This window comes from Streptomyces sp. NPDC043427 (genome assembly GCF_056436655.1).
The window spans coordinates 174,639-189,243 of sequence record NZ_JBWKCC010000019.1 but is presented as its reverse complement, the minus strand read 5'-3'; the positions used below and the strand labels follow the sequence as shown (position 1 = coordinate 189,243).

Here is a 14,605-nt window from a genome sequence, read left to right as displayed (position 1 = left end):
CGCCCCCGGTCTGAACACTTCGCCATCCCGCGGGGGTACGGGGGCCTCCCGGCGTACAGCAGCGGGAGTACGCCGCCCGATCCGGTGACCTTGGCCCTCCCTGCGGGAGCGCCTCAGTGGTTGCGCGGGAACCCGAGGTCGACGCCGGCGGGGGCGTCGGCCGGGTCGGGCCAGCGGGTGGTGACGACCTTGCCGCGGGTGTAGAAGTGCGTGCCGTCGTTGCCGTAGATGTGGTGGTCGCCGAAGAGCGAGTCCTTCCAGCCGCCGAAGGAGTGGTAGCCGACGGGCACCGGGATCGGGACGTTGACGCCGACCATGCCGGCCTCGACCTCCAGCTGGAAGCGGCGGGCCGCGCCGCCGTCCCGGGTGAAGATCGCGGTGCCGTTGCCGAACGGCGAGGCGTTCATCAGCGCCACGCCCTCCTCATAGGTGTCCACGCGCAGCACGCACAGCACCGGGCCGAAGATCTCGTCCTGGTACGCCTTCGCGGTCGTGGGCACCTTGTCGAGCAGGGAGATGCCGATCCAGTGGCCGTCCTCGTAACCGTCGACGGTGTAGCCGGTGCCGTCGAGAACGACCTCGGCGCCTTCCGCCGCCGCGCCCGTGACGTAGGAGGCCACCTTGTCGCGGTGGGCGGCGGTGATCAGCGGGCCCATCTCGGAGGTCGGGTCGTTGCCGGGGCCGATCTTGATCTTTTCGGCGCGCTCGCGGATCTTCTCCACCAGCTCGTCGCCGATCGCGCCGACCGCCACCACGGCCGAGATCGCCATGCAGCGTTCGCCCGCCGAGCCGTAGGCCGCGCTCACGGCCGCGTCGGCCGCCGCGTCGAGGTCGGCGTCCGGAAGGACCAGCATGTGGTTCTTGGCGCCGCCCAGGGCCTGGACGCGCTTGGCGTTCGCGGAGGCCGTGGTGTGGATGTAGCGGGCGATCGGGGTCGAGCCGACGAACGACACCGCCTTGACGTCCGGGTGCTCCAGCAGACGGTCGACGGCGACCTTGTCACCGTGGACGACGTTGAAGACGCCGTCCGGCAGACCCGCCTCCGCGAGCAGCTCGGCGATCTTGATGGACGCCGACGGGTCCTTCTCGGACGGCTTCAGCACGAAGGTGTTGCCGGTCGCGATGGCGATCGGGAACATCCACATCGGGACCATCGCCGGGAAGTTGAACGGCGTGATGCCCGCGACGACACCCAGCGGCTGCCTGATCGACGCCACGTCGACCCGGCTCGCGACCTGCGTCGACAGCTCGCCCTTCAGCTGCACGTTGATGCCGCACGCCAGGTCGACGATCTCCAGACCGCGCGCGACCTCACCGAGCGCGTCGCTGTGCACCTTGCCGTGCTCGGCGGTGATCAGCTCGGCGATCGCGTCACGGTTGGCGTCCAGCAGCGCGCGGAACTTGAACAGGATGGACGTGCGCTGGGCCAGCGAGGACTGGCCCCAGGTGGTGAAGGCGTCCTTCGCGGCGGCGACGGCGGCGTCCACCTCGTCGACCGTGGCGAACGCGACCTTCGTGGTGACCGCGCCGGTCGCCGGGTCGGTGACCGGCCCGAACGTACCCGACGCGCCTTCGACGGTCTTGCCGCCGATCCAGTGGTTGACGATCTTCGTCATGACCGAGTGCTCCTTCACAGATGGCGGCGTCGGGTAGAGACGTGCCGTTCGTACAGCTCACGGGCCTTCACCGCCGACGCGCGGGTCGCGGTTTCGGCCACAGGTACATCCCACCAGGCCTGCGCCGGAGGCGCGCCCGACACTGTGTCTGCCGTTTGGGTCTCGACGTAGACACAAGTGGGGGTGTCGGCGTCCCGCGCCTCCGCGAGGGCGGTGCGCAGAGCGCGGACGGTCTTGGCGCGCAGCACGCGCATGCCGAGGCTCGCCGCGTTGGCGGCGAGATCGACGGGCAGGGGCGCCCCCGTGTACGTACCGTCCTCCGAGGTGAAGCGGTACGCGGTGCCGAACCGCTCGCCGCCCACCGTCTCCGACAGGCCGCCGATGGAGGCGTAGCCGTGGTTCTGCACGAGCAGGATCTTGATCGCGATCCCCTCCTGCACGGCCGTGACGATCTCCGTCGGCATCATCAGGTACGTGCCGTCGCCGACCAGCGCCCACACGGGCCGGTCGGGAGCGGCCATCTTCACGCCGATCGCCGCCGGGATCTCGTAGCCCATGCAGGAGTAGCCGTACTCCAGGTGGTACTGGTCCCGGGAGCGCGCCCGCCACAGCTTGTGCAGGTCGCCGGGGAGCGAGCCGGCCGCGTTGATGATCACGTCCGTCTCGTCGACGATCGCGTCCAGCGCTCCCAGCACCTGCGGCTGCGTCGGGCGTACGTCGGGCTCGTCGGCCTCGTAGCAGGCGTCGACGCGCTGCTCCCAGGTCTCCTTGTCGAGGGTGTACTCACCGACGTACGAGTCGGCGACCCGGTGGCCGTGCATCTGGAGGGCCTGGGTGAGTTCCTGCAGGCCGCTGCGGGCGTCCGCGACCAGGGGCAGGCCGCCGAGCTTGTGGCCGTCGTAGGGGGCGATGTTGAGGTTGAGGAAGCGCACGTCGGGCTTCTCGAACAGCGTCCCGGAGGCGGTCGTGAAGTCGGTGTAGCGCGTGCCGACACCGATCACGAGGTCCGCCAGGCGGGCCAGTTCGTCGGCCGTGGCGGTGCCGGTGTGGCCGATGCCGCCGACGTCCTGGGGGTGGTCGTGGCGCAGGGAACCCTTGCCGGCCTGCGTGGAGGCGACCGGGATGCCGGTGGCCTCGGCGAACTCGGCGAGGGCCTCCTCGGCACGGCTGTGGTGGACACCGCCGCCCGCGATCAGCAGCGGCCGCTTCGCCGAGCGGATCGCGCGGACCGCCTCGGCATGTTCTGTCGGGTCGACGCCCGGGCGTCGTACGACCCAGGTGCGCTCGGCGAAGAACTCGTCGGGCCAGTCGTACGCCTCCGCCTGGACGTCCTGCGGGAGGGCGAGGGTGACCGCGCCCGTCTCCACCGGGTCGGTGAGCACCCGCATCGCCTGGAGGGCCGCCGGGATCAGGGCCTCCGGGCGCGTGACACGGTCGAAGTACTTCGACACCGGGCGCAGGGTGTCGTTGACCGACACGTCGCCCGCGTACGGCACCTCGAGCTGCTGGAGGACCGGGTCGGCGGGGCGGGTGGCGAAGGTGTCGCCGGGGAGGAGGAGCACCGGGAGGTGGTTGATCGTGGCGAGGGCCGCACCCGTGACCAGGTTCGTCGCGCCCGGGCCGATCGACGTCGTCACCGCGTGCGTGGACAGGCGGTTGGACTGGCGGGCGTAGCCGACGGCCGCGTGCACCATGGACTGCTCGTTGCGGCCCTGGTGGTAGGGCATCTCGTCGGTGTACTCGACGAGCGCCTGGCCGAGGCCCGCCACGTTCCCGTGGCCGAAGATGCCCCAGGTGGCGCTGATCAGCCGCTGTCGTGCGCCGTCGCGCTCGGTGTACTGGGCGGCGAGGAAACGAACCAGCGCTTGCGCGACGGTCAGCCTGGTCGTCATCGGTAACCCTCCGTGTGATCCGGGTGGAAGCAGATCCGCCACTCCCGTGTCTCGCCCGGCCCGGCCATGACGTTCAGGTAGTACATGGCGTGGCCGGGCTGGGCGATGGACGGGCCGTGCCATCCGTCGGGGACGAGGACGGCGTCGCCGGAGCGGACCTCGGCGAGGACGTCCGATCCGCCCTCACGGGAGGGGGACACGCGCTGGTAGCCGAAACCGTTCGGGCCGTCGATCTCGAAGTAGTAGATCTCCTCCAGCTCCGCCTCCACGCCCGGCCGGTGCTCGTCGTGCTTGTGCGGCGGGTACGAGGACCAGTTGCCGCCGGGCGTGATGACCTCGACGGCGATGAGCTTGTCGCAGTCGAAGGCGTCGGCGGAGGCGAAGTTGCGCACCAGACGCGCGCAGGTGCCGCTGCCGCGCTCTTCGACGGGGACCTCCGGCGCGGGGCCGTAGCGGGCGGGGAGTCGTCGCTCGCACTTCGCTCCTGCCAGGGCGAAGCGGCCTCCCGCGCCGGAGGCGATCTGGGCCCGGGCGTCACGGGGCACGTACGCGAAGTCGGAGACCGACGCGAACACGCTTTCCCTGCCCAGGAGTTGGAATTCGTCATTCCCTGTTTGCACGGTACAACCGCCTTGCAGCGGAAGCACGATCCACTCACTGTCCCCGGTGGTGAAGGTGTGCGTGCCACCGGGCTCCAGCTCGACGATCCGCAGGCTGCTGTGTGCCCAGCCGGCCCGCTTGGGGTCGATGTCGAGGACGTAGTTCGCGTCCGCGGTGCTCCCGCGCGCGATGTACAGGTCGTTGCTCATGCGGCCCTCACAACAGTCCTACGGCGGTGTCCACGGCGGCGGCCACGTCCCCGTCCGCCGGGTAGAGCAGCGAGCGCCCGACCACCAGGCCCCGCACGGTGGGCAGCTGCAGCGCGCCGCGCCACTTCTCGTACGCCCCGGCTTGTTCCTCGGCGGTGCCCCCGACCTCGCCGCCCAGCAGGACGGCAGGCAGCGTGGACGTCTCCATGACCTCGGCCATGTCGTCGGGGTTGTCGGTGACCGGGACCTTCAGCCAGGTGTAGGCGGAACTTCCGCCCAGGCCCGAGGCGATGGCGATGGACTTGGTGACGGCCTCGGCGGACAGGTCGTTCCTGAGACGGCCCTCGGGGGTGCGGCGGCTGATGAACGGCTCGACGAAGAGGGGGAGCCGGCGTGCGGCCATGTCGTCGATCGCGCGGGCCGTCGTCTCCAGCGTGGTGAGGGAGCCCGGGTCGTCGTAGTCGATCCGCAGCAGCAGCTTGCCCGCGTCGAAGCCGAGCCGCTCGATGTCCTCGGCTCGGTGGCCGGTGAAGCGGTCGTCGAGCTCGAAGACGGCGCCCTGGAGGCCACCGCGGTTCATCGAGCCCATGACGACCTTGCCGTCGAGGGCCCCGAGCAGCAGCAGGTCGTCGAGGATGTCGGCGGTCGCGAGGACCCCGTCGACGCCGGGGCGGGACAGCGCCAGGCAGAGGCGCTGCAGCAGGTCGGCGCGGTTGGCCATGGCGAGCTTGCGGTCGCCGACGCCGAGGGCGCCGCGGGCCGGGTGGTCGGCGGCGACGATCATCAGGCGGCCGCTGTCGCCCAGCAGTGGCCGACGGGAGCGTCGGGCCGCCGCCTCGGCGATCGCCTCGGGGCGGTGGGCGCGCAGGCGGACGAGTTCGGAGACGTCGACGGTCACAGGACCGCCCCCGCGGTGAGCGCCGCCGCCACCTCGTCGGGGGTCGGCATGGCGGACGAGCACTCCAGGCGGGAGGCGACGATGGCGCCGGCCGCGTTGGCGTGCCGCATGATCCTCTCCAGGTCCCAGCCCTCCAGCAGACCGTGGCAGAGGGAGCCGCCGAAGGCGTCGCCGGCACCGAGTCCGTTGAGGACGTTCACCGGCAGCGGCGGGACCTCGGCGGACTCGCCCTTGCTGTTGACGGCCAGGACGCCCTTGGGGCCCTGCTTGACCACCGCGAGCTCGACACCGGCGTCCAGCAGCGCCTGCGCGGCGGCCCGCGGTTCGCGCACCCCGGTGGCCACCTCCACCTCGTCGAGGTTGCCGACGGCGACGGTGGTGTGCTTCAGGGCCTCGACGTAGAACGGGCGTGCCGCGTCCGGGTCGGTCCAGAACATGGGGCGCCAGTCGAGGTCGAAGACCGTCGTACCGGCCTTCGCGCGGTGGGCGAGCGCCGCCAGCGTCGCGGTACGGCTCGGCTCCTCGCTCAGGCCGGTGCCGGTGACCCAGAAGATCCGGGTCTCGCGGATGGCGTCGAGGTCGAGCTCATGGGCGTCGATCTCCAGGTCGGGTGCCTTGGGCTTGCGGTAGAAGTACAGCGGGAAGTCGTCCGGCGGGAAGACCTCGCAGAAGGTGACCGGGGTCGGCAGTCCGGCGACCGGGGTGACCCAGCGGTCGTCGACGCCGAAGCCGCGCAGCGCCTCGTGGAGGTAGATGCCGAAGGGGTCGTCGCCGGTGCGGGTGATCACCGCGGTGGACCGGCCGAGACGGGCCGCGGCGACCGCCACGTTGCTCGCCGAGCCGCCCAGGAACTTCCCGAAGGTCGTGACCTGCGGGAGCGGCACGCCCGTCTGCAGCGGATAGAGGTCCACTCCGATCCGCCCCATGGTGATCAGGTCGTACGCCATCGAGTTCCCTTCGTCCCGCCCGGCCGGTGCGCCTTCAACTCGGCTCTCCACGGCTTTGTAGTCCGGCGCGGCACGCCCTGTCAATGCTTTGTCCAGACATTCGGACCAGCCCTTGACAGCCCTTTCATGAGACCGCAGTCTGGCGCCCATGACGTCGTTGTCACCCCAGTCCTCAGTTTCCGGCCTTTCCCGCATCCGTGTCGGATCCGCCCCCGACAGCTGGGGCGTCTGGTTCCCGGACGACCCCGCACAGGTGCCCTGGCAGCGCTTTCTCGACGAGGTCGCGCAGTCCGGCTACGAGTGGATCGAGCTGGGCCCCTACGGGTATCTGCCGACCGATCCCGCCGTCCTCAGCGAGGAGACGGCGAAGCGTGGCCTGAAGGTGTCGGCCGGCACGGTCTTCACCGGGCTGCACCACGGCGAGGCCGTCTGGGAGAAGACCTGGGCGCACGTCGCGGACAACGCGGTCCTCGCGCAGGCGATGGGCGCGAAGCACCTCGTCGTCATCCCGTCCTTCTGGCGGGACGACAAGAGCGGCGAGGTGCTGGAGCCGGACACGCTGACGCCCGAGCAGTGGCGCAATCTCACTTCGTTGACCGAGCGGCTGGGCAAGGAGGTGCGGGAGCGGTACGGGCTGCAGATCGTCGTCCACCCGCACGCCGACACCCACATCGACAGCGAGGAGAACGTCGTCCGGTTCCTGGACGGCACGGACTCCGATGTCGTCTCGCTGTGCCTGGACACGGGGCACTACGCGTACTGCGGGGGCGACAGCGTGAAACTGATCGAGACGTACGGGTCGCGGATCGGGTATCTGCATCTGAAGCAGGTGGATCCGGAGATCCTGGCGGACGTGCGAGCCCATCAGGTGCCGTTCGGGCCGGCCGTCGCGCGGGGCGTGATGTGTGAGCCGCCGGCCGGGGTGCCGGCGCTGGGGCCTGTGTTGGAGGCCGCGCAGAAGCTGGATGTCGATCTGTTCGCGATTGTCGAGCAGGACATGTATCCGTGCGAGCCGGACACTCCGTTGCCGATCGCGCAGAGGACGCGGGCGTTCTTGAGGTCGTGCGGGGCGTAGGCGTCGCCTGGCACAGCCCCGCGCCCCCGACGGCACTGGATGTCGCCTGTGTCACAAAAGTCCGGTTTCTGTCACATCCCGTGCACAGGCGCTCCCCTCCCCGCAGTCCGTGTCGTTCAACGGTGCACAGGCTTGCTGATCAGCAGGGAGGTGCACGTCATGACCGACCGAAGGCTGTGGTCGTACAAGGAGATCGCGGCGCACATCAAGGTACAGCCGGACACCGTGCGGTCGTACCGCAAGCATGGACTGCTGCCGCCGCCCGATCATGTGGAGAACGGCAAGCCCTACTGGTTCGCCGACACCGTCCGTGCCTGGGTGGCGTCCCGGCCGGGCAACCGGGGGCGTAGCCAGGACTGACGTTCTCCAGCGCGCCCTCAGCTCCACGGTTCGATGACCGTGACCCCTGCCCCCGGTGCCGTGCCCATCAACGCCAGTGCGTCGGGGACCGCGGGCAGGGGGATGGAGGACGTGGCCAGGAGTTCGGGGCGCAGGACGCCCGAGCGGACGAGTTCCAGCATGGCCGGGTAGGTGTGGGCGGCCATGCCGTGACTGCCGAGGAGTTCCAGTTCCAGGGCGATCGCGCGGGCCATGGGGACAGGGGTCAGGCCGTCGGGTGAGGGGAGGAGGCCGACCTGGACGTGGCGGCCTCGGCGGCGCAGGCCGTTCACCGAGGCGGCGCAGGTGGTGGGGGCGCCGAGGGCGTCCAGGGAGAGGTGGGCGCCGCCGCCGGCCAGGTCGCGGACCGCCTGGGCGGTGTCCGGGGTGGTCGTCGCGTCGACGCACTCCGCCGCGCCGAACCGGCGTGCCAGGTCCAGGGCTCGTGGTGAGACGTCCACCGCGATCACCCTCGCGCCCGACGCCGCCGCGATCATCACCGCCGAGAGGCCGACTCCGCCGCAGCCATGGACGGCCACCCACTCCCCCGCCGTGACCCGGCCCTGCTGGACGACCGCGCGGAACGCCGTGGCGAACCGGCAGCCGAGGGAGGCGGCCGTGGCGTAGGACAGGTCGTCGGGGATCGCGACCAGGTTCACGTCGGCGTGGTCGAGCGCCACGTACTGGGCGAAGGAGCCCCAGTGGGTGAAGCCGGGCTGGGTCTGGCGTTCGCACACCTGCTGGTCGCCCGCCGCGCACGCCCCGCAGCTGCCGCAGGCGCAGACGAAGGGCACGGTCACGCGGTCGCCGGGGCGCCACCCGGTGACCCGGTCGCCGACCGCCTCCACGACACCGGCGAGTTCGTGGCCGGGGACATGCGGGAGGGTGATGTCCGGGTCGTGGCCCATCCAGCCGTGCCAGTCGCTGCGGCACAGGCCGGTCGCCTCGACACGGACCACCACACCGTGCTCCGCAGGCCGGGGGTCGGCCACGTCCCGCACCTCGGCCGGTTCCCCGTACCGCTCGAACACCACAGCCCGCATGCGTCCGTCCTCCACTTCCCCACTTGGCGTCGGCCTCTGCGGTCACCAAAAGGGGACCGCTTCCGGCGGAACGCTAGCCGCGTGCCGTGGCCTTGTCCCGGGCCGGGGTGGAGTCGGTGGACGGTATGGACTCGCCCTCGCTGAGGCCGAAGCGGGAGTGGAAGCGGCGCAGTGGGGCCGGGGCCCACCAGGTGGCGCGGCCGGTGAGCCGCATGATCGCGGGGACGAGGAGGCTGCGGACGACCATCGCGTCCATGAGGACGGCCAGGGCGATGCCCAGGCCGAGCATCTTGGTGTTGGTCACGCGTGAGGTGCCGATGGCGACCATGACGACGGCCAGGATGACGGCGGCCGCGGTGATCAGGCCGCCCGTGCGCTGGAGTCCGAGGCGGACCGCGCGGGCGTGATCGCCGGTGTGGTCGTACTCCTCCTTGATGCGGGAGAGCAGGAACACGCCGTAGTCCATGGAGAGGCCGAAGGCGACGCAGAACATGATGACGGGCAGGGTCGTCTCTATGGAGCCGGTGCTGGTGAAGCCGAGCAGGCCGGAGAGATGGCCGTCCTGGAAGACCCAGACCACCGCGCCGAACATCGCGGTCAGGCTGAGCGCGTTGAGGATGACCGCCTGGATCGGTATGAGCACACTGCCGGTCAGCAGGAAGACCAGCAGCAGCGTGACGATCGCGATGAAGGCGACCGCCCACGGCAGTTGGCCGCCTATGGCGTGCTTGGAGTCGACCAGGACGGCCGCGGCCCCGGTCACCTTGGTGTCGAAGGGGGCCTTCGTCTCGCGCAGGTCGCCCACCAGGCGTTGCGCGGCGTCGTCGACGGACTCACCCTTCGGCAGCACGGTGAAGTACGCCGCGTCGCCCTTCACCAGGGGGCCGTCGACGCGCACCACCTCCGGCAGGGCGGCGACCCGCTTCTTGTAGGCGGCGTACTGCGCCGGTGTGGCCTTGCCCTCGGCGAGCACTTCGAGTCCGCCGCCGGGGCTGCCCGGGAAGCCGTCCCTGATGTGCTGCTGGACGGTGTGGGACTCGGCGGAGGAAGGCAGCTGGCGGTCGTCGGCGGTGCCGAACTTCACACCCAGGAAGGGCAGTCCGAGGACGATCAGGGCGGCGGTGGTGGCCACCGCGAAGAACGGGGCGCGGCGCATGACCAGGTTCGCCGCGCTCGCCCAGGCCGTGCCCTCCGCGTCCGCGGTGGCGCCGGTGTCGTCGGGCTTCGGCCTTCCGCGGCGCAGGAGGCGGCGCAGGTCGAGGGAGTTGACCCGGTCGCCGAGCAGCATCAGCGCCGCGGGGAGCAGGATCAGGGCGGCTCCGGCGGCCAGCAGGACGACCGCTGTGCCGGCGTAGGCGAAGGACCGCAGGAAGTACTGGGGGAAGACGAGCATCGCCGCCAGGGAGACGGCGACCGTGAGCGCGGAGAACAGGACCGTGCGGCCGGCTGTGCGCAGGGTGGTGGCCACGGCGGCCTGCGTGTCGGCGCCGGTGGCGAGTTCCTCGCGGAAGCGGCGGACGATGAACAGGGCGTAGTCGATGGCGAGGCCCAGGCCCAGGGCGGTGGTGAGGTTCATCGCGAAGATCGAGACGTCGGTGAACTCCGCGAGACCGCTCAGCACCGCGTTGGTCCCGAGGATGGCGACGATGCCGACGGCGAGCGGGAGCAGGGCCGCGATCGCGCTGCCGAAGACCATCACCAGCAGCACCAGAGTGATCGGCAGCGCGATCATCTCGGCACGGGTGAGGTCCTCCTGGATGATCGTCTGCATCTCGTGCCGCACGGCGACGATGCCGCCGACTTTGACGTCCACCGGTCCTCGCGTGCCGCGGTAGTGCGGCGCGATGCGGTCCAGGGTCTTGCCCATGGTCTTTTCGTCGCCGGTGATACGGGCGGCGATCAGCGCCTCGTGGCCGTCCTGCGCGCGCAGGGCGGGTGCCTTGGACTGCCAGTAGGAGCCGACGCCCGTGACGCCCTTCTCCCGCGCCAGACGCGCGGTGAGACGGTCTGCCTCGGCGGCGACCGCCGGGTCGTCCACCGAGGCGCCGCCCGCGTCGAGCAGCAGCAGGAGGTTGGGCTGGGAGTCGGGGAACTCGCGCTCCAGCGCCTTCGTGGCGTACGTCGACTCCGCGTCCGGGTCCTCCCAGCCGCCGCTGCCCAGCCGGTCGGCGACACCGCTGCCGGCCAGCACGGCGAGCACGGTGAGCACCAGGGCCGCGAGCAGCGACAACCGGGGGCGGGCGGTCACGAGGCGCGTCCAGCCTCCGACGCGGGGCGGCCTGTTGACTTCGGTCATTGTGCGGTGTCCCCTTCACCTGATCTGTGCTCCCGTGCGCCCCTGCGGGCAGGCGGCACGGATCCGCCGCTGCCATAGACTGGCAAATACGAGAGATCGCTCGCGTTTCTCCAGAATGCGAGCGTCCACTCGTGTTTGTCAATCCCGTTCGGAGATCTGGGGATAACGCGTGTCCGACAACGTGTCCGACAACAAGTCCGGCGACGTGTCCGACGGCCAGGAAAAGACACAGCCGCGCCGCAGACAGGCGCGTGGCGAGCGCCGGATCGCCCAGCTGCTCGAGGCCGCCGCGACCGTCTTCACCACCACCGGGTACACAGCGGCCAGCACCAGCGCCATCGCCCGCGAGGCGGGCGTCTCCCCCGGCACGCTGTACCAGTTCTTCCCGAACAAGGAAGCGATCGCCATCGAGCTCGGCGACCGCCTCATGCACGAGATGCGGGAGACGTACGGCGAGGCACTCGCCCCCGTCGATCCCGCGACGCCGCTGGAGGAGGCGGTCGGGGCGGCCGTCGACCGCTTCATCGCCTTCAACTGCGAACACCCGGTGTTCTTCGCGCTGATGCACGGCCCCGACATCCCCGGCCGCATCACCGAGGAGCACGACGCCCTGCACGCGACCCTGCTCGCCCGTATAGAGGGCCTGCTCTCCTCGTTCCTGCCCGCCGCACCCCCGGCCGACCTCGCCCGCACCGCGAACATGTGCCTCGGGCTGTACAAGGCCGGCCTGGAACTGGCTCTGGGCCACGAGGGCGCCGAGCGCGACGCGTACGTCCAGGAGCTGAAGGACGCGCTGACCCGCTACCTCGGCCCCCTGGTCGGCGACCGCTTGGGCCGCGCCGGCCAGACGCGCTCCTGACTTCTTGGAGAAATACCCCCTAGGGGTATAACGTGGGGGTGCGAGCCCCCTCGTGGGCCTCGTCGGCCCCATATGCCCCGATGAGGAGTAACGACATGACCGCCCAGACCGACACCCAGGGAACCGTCACCGCCGTCTACAAGGTGGACGGAATGAGCTGCGGCCACTGCGAGGGCGCCGTATCCGGCGAGATCTCCGAGCTCCCCGGTGTCAGCTCGGTGAAGGCCGTCGCCTCCACCGGTGAGGTCACCGTCGTCTCCGCCGCCCCGCTCGAGGAGGCCGCCGTGCGTGCCGCCGTCGACGAGGCCGGCTTCGAACTCGTCGGACAGGCCTGAAAAATCCCGCTCTCTTCCCCGCCCGGGCCGCGCCGCCCAGCTGATACTGGATCCGCACGGTCCGGTCCGTCGTCTGGAGTCCGGACATGACCAGCACCACCACGGCTCCCATAGCCGCCCCGGCCGCCGAGGTCGAGCTGCACATCGGCGGGATGACCTGCGCCTCCTGCGCGGCCCGCGTCGAGAAGAAGCTCAACCGCATGGAGGGCGTCACCGCCACGGTGAACTACGCGACGGAGAAGGCGAAGGTCAGCTACCCGACGGGGACCGAGGTCGCCGACCTGATCGCGACCGTGGTGAAGACGGGTTACACGGCCGAGGAACCCGAACCGCCGCGCGAGGAGGCACCGGCCGAGAGCGAGGGCCAAGGCCAGGACCCTCACCACGACGAGGATCCCGAACTGTCGGCCCTGCGCGGGCGCCTCCTGGTGTCCGCCCTGCTGTCCCTCCCCGTCGTCGTGCTGGCGATGGTCCCCGCGCTCCAGTTCGACAACTGGCAGTGGCTCTCCCTCACCCTCGCCGCGCCCGTCGTCGTCTGGGGCGGCCTGCCCTTCCACAAGGCCGCCTGGACGAACGCCCGGCACGCCGCCGCGACCATGGACACCCTCGTGTCCATCGGCACGCTGGCGGCCTTCCTGTGGTCCCTGTGGGCCCTGTTCCTCGGTGACGCGGGCATGCCCGGCATGCGGCACGGATTCGACCTCACCGTCTCCCGTACGGACGCGTCGTCGACCCTCTACCTCGAAGTCGCCGCCGGAGTCACCGCCTTCATCCTGCTGGGCCGCTACCTGGAGGCCCGCTCCAAGCGACGCGCGGGCGCGGCCCTGCGGGCACTGATGGAGCTCGGCGCGAAGGACGTGGCCGTGCTGCGGGACGGGCGCGAGGTGCGGATCCCGGTGAGCCGGCTGGCCGTCGGGGACCGCTTCGTCGTGCGGCCCGGCGAGAAGATCGCCACCGACGGCACGGTCACGGAAGGGACGTCCGCCCTCGACGCCTCCCTGCTGACCGGCGAGTCGGTGCCGGTGGACGTGACGGTCGGCTCCGTCGTCACCGGCGCGACCGTGAACGCCGGCGGGCGCCTCGTCGTCGAGGCCACCCGGGTCGGTTCCGACACCCAGCTCGCGCGGATGGCGAAGCTGGTCGAGGACGCGCAGAGCGGCAAGGCCGAGGTGCAGCGGCTCGCCGACCGGATCTCCGCGGTCTTCGTCCCGGTGGTGCTGCTGATCACCGCCGCCACCTTCGGCGCCTGGCTCGGACTCACCCACGACACGGTCGCCGCCTTCACCGCCGCCGTCGCCGTACTGATCATCGCCTGCCCGTGCGCGCTGGGTCTTGCCACGCCGACCGCCCTGATGGTCGGCACCGGGCGCGGTGCCCAGCTCGGCATTCTCATCAAGGGCCCCGAGGTCCTGGAGTCCACGCGTCGCGTCGACACCGTCGTCCTCGACAAGACCGGCACGGTGACGACCGGCCGCATGACCCTCCAGGAGGTCTACGTCGTCGAGGGCGTCGACGAGAAACAGGTGCTGCGGCTCGCGGGCGCCCTGGAGCACGCCTCCGAGCACCCGGTCGCCCGGGCGGTGGCCGCCGGCGCCGAGGATCGCGCGGGCACGCTGCCGAGCGTCGAGCACTTCGAGAACGTGCCCGGGCGGGGCGTACGCGGCCGCGTGGAGGGCCGTGAGGTGGCCGTGGGACGGCTCGCCGAGTACACCGACGCGCTCCCCGAGGAACTGGCCCGCGCGAAGGACGAGGCCGAGCGGCGCGGCCGTACCGCGGTGGTGGTCGGCTGGGACGGAGCGGCCCGCGGGGTCCTCGCGGTCGCCGACGCCATCAAGGAGACCAGCGCCGAGGCGGTCCGCGAGCTGCGTGCGCTCGGGCTCACGCCGGTGCTGCTGACCGGGGACAACCGGACGGTGGCCGAGACCGTGGCGGAAGCCGTGGGGATCGATCGGGTGGTGGCGGAAGTGCTGCCCGAGGACAAGGTGGACGTCGTACGGCGGCTGCAGGGCGAGGGGCGGACCGTGGCCATGGTCGGCGACGGCGTCAACGACGCGGCCGCGCTCGCCACCGCCGACCTGGGGCTCGCGATGGGGACCGGGACGGACGCGGCGATCGAGGCGAGCGATCTGACGCTGGTACGCGGGGATCTACGGGTGGCCGCGGACGCGATCCGGCTCTCGCGGCGGACGCTGTCCACGATCAAGGGCAATCTCGTGTGGGCGTTCGGATACAACGTGGCGGCTCTGCCCTTGGCCGCGGCGGGGCTGCTGAACCCGATGATCGCGGGGGCGGCGATGGCGTTCTCGTCGGTGTTCGTGGTGACGAACAGTCTCCGACTGCGTACGTTCCGCTGAGCCACACCCGGGGTTACCTGCGGTTACCGACGCGTTTCGGGCAGTCGGAGGCTCAGACCCTCTGGAGTCCGGCGCGAGCCTCACATAAGCTCTTCACAAGGCT

12 protein-coding genes are annotated in these 14,605 nt (G+C 71.1%); 5 read left to right on the top strand and 7 right to left on the bottom strand.

The window, feature by feature from the left end; genetic code table 11:
* Positions 1-113: 113 nt before the first annotated feature.
* The 5 genes from mmsA to iolC are packed head-to-tail and all read right to left on the bottom strand — an operon-like array spanning position 114 to position 6,162.
* On the bottom strand, positions 114-1,616 hold the full coding sequence (gene mmsA / locus AC067M_RS27940) for a CoA-acylating methylmalonate-semialdehyde dehydrogenase (RefSeq protein ID WP_478699783.1): 1,503 nt from the start codon (positions 1,614-1,616) through the stop codon (positions 114-116).
* Between the two features lie 14 nt (positions 1,617-1,630).
* Positions 1,631-3,508 carry a 3D-(3,5/4)-trihydroxycyclohexane-1,2-dione acylhydrolase (decyclizing) gene (gene iolD, locus AC067M_RS27935; RefSeq protein ID WP_478699782.1) on the bottom strand — a complete coding sequence of 626 codons (1,878 nt, stop codon included), beginning with the start codon at positions 3,506-3,508 and terminating at the stop codon, positions 1,631-1,633.
* Positions 3,505-4,317, bottom strand: a complete 813-nt coding sequence (gene iolB, locus AC067M_RS27930) for a 5-deoxy-glucuronate isomerase (RefSeq protein ID WP_478699781.1) — start codon at positions 4,315-4,317, stop codon at positions 3,505-3,507. Before iolB ends, iolD begins: the two co-directional genes overlap by 4 nt.
* A gap of 7 nt (positions 4,318-4,324) precedes the next feature.
* The gene (locus AC067M_RS27925) at positions 4,325-5,215 is read right to left on the bottom strand and encodes a Cgl0159 family (beta/alpha)8-fold protein (protein ID WP_478699780.1); all 891 of its coding nucleotides are present in this window, start codon (positions 5,213-5,215) and stop codon (positions 4,325-4,327) included.
* Positions 5,212-6,162 (bottom strand): 5-dehydro-2-deoxygluconokinase, encoded by a 951-nt coding sequence (gene iolC / locus AC067M_RS27920; RefSeq protein WP_478699779.1) that lies wholly within the window; start codon positions 6,160-6,162, stop codon positions 5,212-5,214. Before iolC ends, AC067M_RS27925 begins: the two co-directional genes overlap by 4 nt.
* 148 nt (positions 6,163-6,310) lie before the next feature.
* Between iolC and AC067M_RS27915 the strand changes: the two genes are divergently transcribed.
* On the top strand, positions 6,311-7,237 hold the full coding sequence (locus AC067M_RS27915; RefSeq protein WP_478699778.1) for a sugar phosphate isomerase/epimerase family protein: 927 nt from the start codon (positions 6,311-6,313) through the stop codon (positions 7,235-7,237).
* 159 nt (positions 7,238-7,396) lie between these two features.
* Positions 7,397-7,597, top strand: coding sequence for a helix-turn-helix transcriptional regulator (locus AC067M_RS27910; RefSeq protein ID WP_478699777.1), 201 nt, complete (start codon positions 7,397-7,399; stop codon positions 7,595-7,597).
* Positions 7,598-7,614: 17 nt separating this feature from the next.
* Here the strand turns inward: AC067M_RS27910 and AC067M_RS27905 are convergent, their stop codons facing one another.
* Positions 7,615-8,658: a zinc-dependent alcohol dehydrogenase family protein gene (locus AC067M_RS27905; RefSeq protein ID WP_478699776.1), complete on the bottom strand. Its 1,044-nt coding sequence runs from the start codon at positions 8,656-8,658 to the stop codon at positions 7,615-7,617.
* Positions 8,659-8,731: 73 nt separating this feature from the next.
* Positions 8,732-10,954, bottom strand: coding sequence for an MMPL family transporter (locus AC067M_RS27900; protein WP_478699775.1), 2,223 nt, complete (start codon positions 10,952-10,954; stop codon positions 8,732-8,734).
* 205 nt (positions 10,955-11,159) lie between these two features.
* Here AC067M_RS27900 and AC067M_RS27895 point away from each other — a divergent pair, with 205 nt between their 5' ends.
* The 3 genes from AC067M_RS27895 (at position 11,160) to AC067M_RS27885 (ending at position 14,502) form a co-directional block, all read left to right on the top strand.
* Positions 11,160-11,813 (top strand): TetR family transcriptional regulator, encoded by a 654-nt coding sequence (locus tag AC067M_RS27895; RefSeq protein WP_478699806.1) that lies wholly within the window; start codon positions 11,160-11,162, stop codon positions 11,811-11,813.
* Positions 11,814-11,908: 95 nt separating this feature from the next.
* Complete coding sequence (locus AC067M_RS27890) at positions 11,909-12,148, top strand: heavy-metal-associated domain-containing protein (RefSeq protein ID WP_478699774.1); 240 nt, start codon at positions 11,909-11,911, stop codon at positions 12,146-12,148.
* 86 nt (positions 12,149-12,234) lie between these two features.
* Positions 12,235-14,502, top strand: coding sequence for a heavy metal translocating P-type ATPase (locus tag AC067M_RS27885; protein WP_478699773.1), 2,268 nt, complete (start codon positions 12,235-12,237; stop codon positions 14,500-14,502).
* Positions 14,503-14,605 lie beyond the last annotated feature (103 nt).

What these genes read in the sequence shown, in the direction of transcription:
- AC067M_RS27910 (WP_478699777.1), top strand. Translation starts at nt 7,397, where the DNA reads ATGACCGACCGAAGGCTGTGGTCGTACAAGGAGATCGCGGCGCACATC.
- AC067M_RS27915 (WP_478699778.1), top strand. Translation starts at nt 6,311, where the DNA reads ATGACGTCGTTGTCACCCCAGTCCTCAGTTTCCGGCCTTTCCCGCATC.
- AC067M_RS27885 (WP_478699773.1), top strand. Translation starts at nt 12,235, where the DNA reads ATGACCAGCACCACCACGGCTCCCATAGCCGCCCCGGCCGCCGAGGTC.
- AC067M_RS27905 (WP_478699776.1), bottom strand. Translation starts at nt 8,658, where the DNA reads ATGCGGGCTGTGGTGTTCGAGCGGTACGGGGAACCGGCCGAGGTGCGG.
- iolD (WP_478699782.1), bottom strand. Translation starts at nt 3,508, where the DNA reads ATGACGACCAGGCTGACCGTCGCGCAAGCGCTGGTTCGTTTCCTCGCC.
- iolB (WP_478699781.1), bottom strand. Translation starts at nt 4,317, where the DNA reads ATGAGCAACGACCTGTACATCGCGCGCGGGAGCACCGCGGACGCGAAC.
- mmsA (WP_478699783.1), bottom strand. Translation starts at nt 1,616, where the DNA reads ATGACGAAGATCGTCAACCACTGGATCGGCGGCAAGACCGTCGAAGGC.
- iolC (WP_478699779.1), bottom strand. Translation starts at nt 6,162, where the DNA reads ATGGCGTACGACCTGATCACCATGGGGCGGATCGGAGTGGACCTCTAT.
- AC067M_RS27890 (WP_478699774.1), top strand. Translation starts at nt 11,909, where the DNA reads ATGACCGCCCAGACCGACACCCAGGGAACCGTCACCGCCGTCTACAAG.
- AC067M_RS27900 (WP_478699775.1), bottom strand. Translation starts at nt 10,954, where the DNA reads ATGACCGAAGTCAACAGGCCGCCCCGCGTCGGAGGCTGGACGCGCCTC.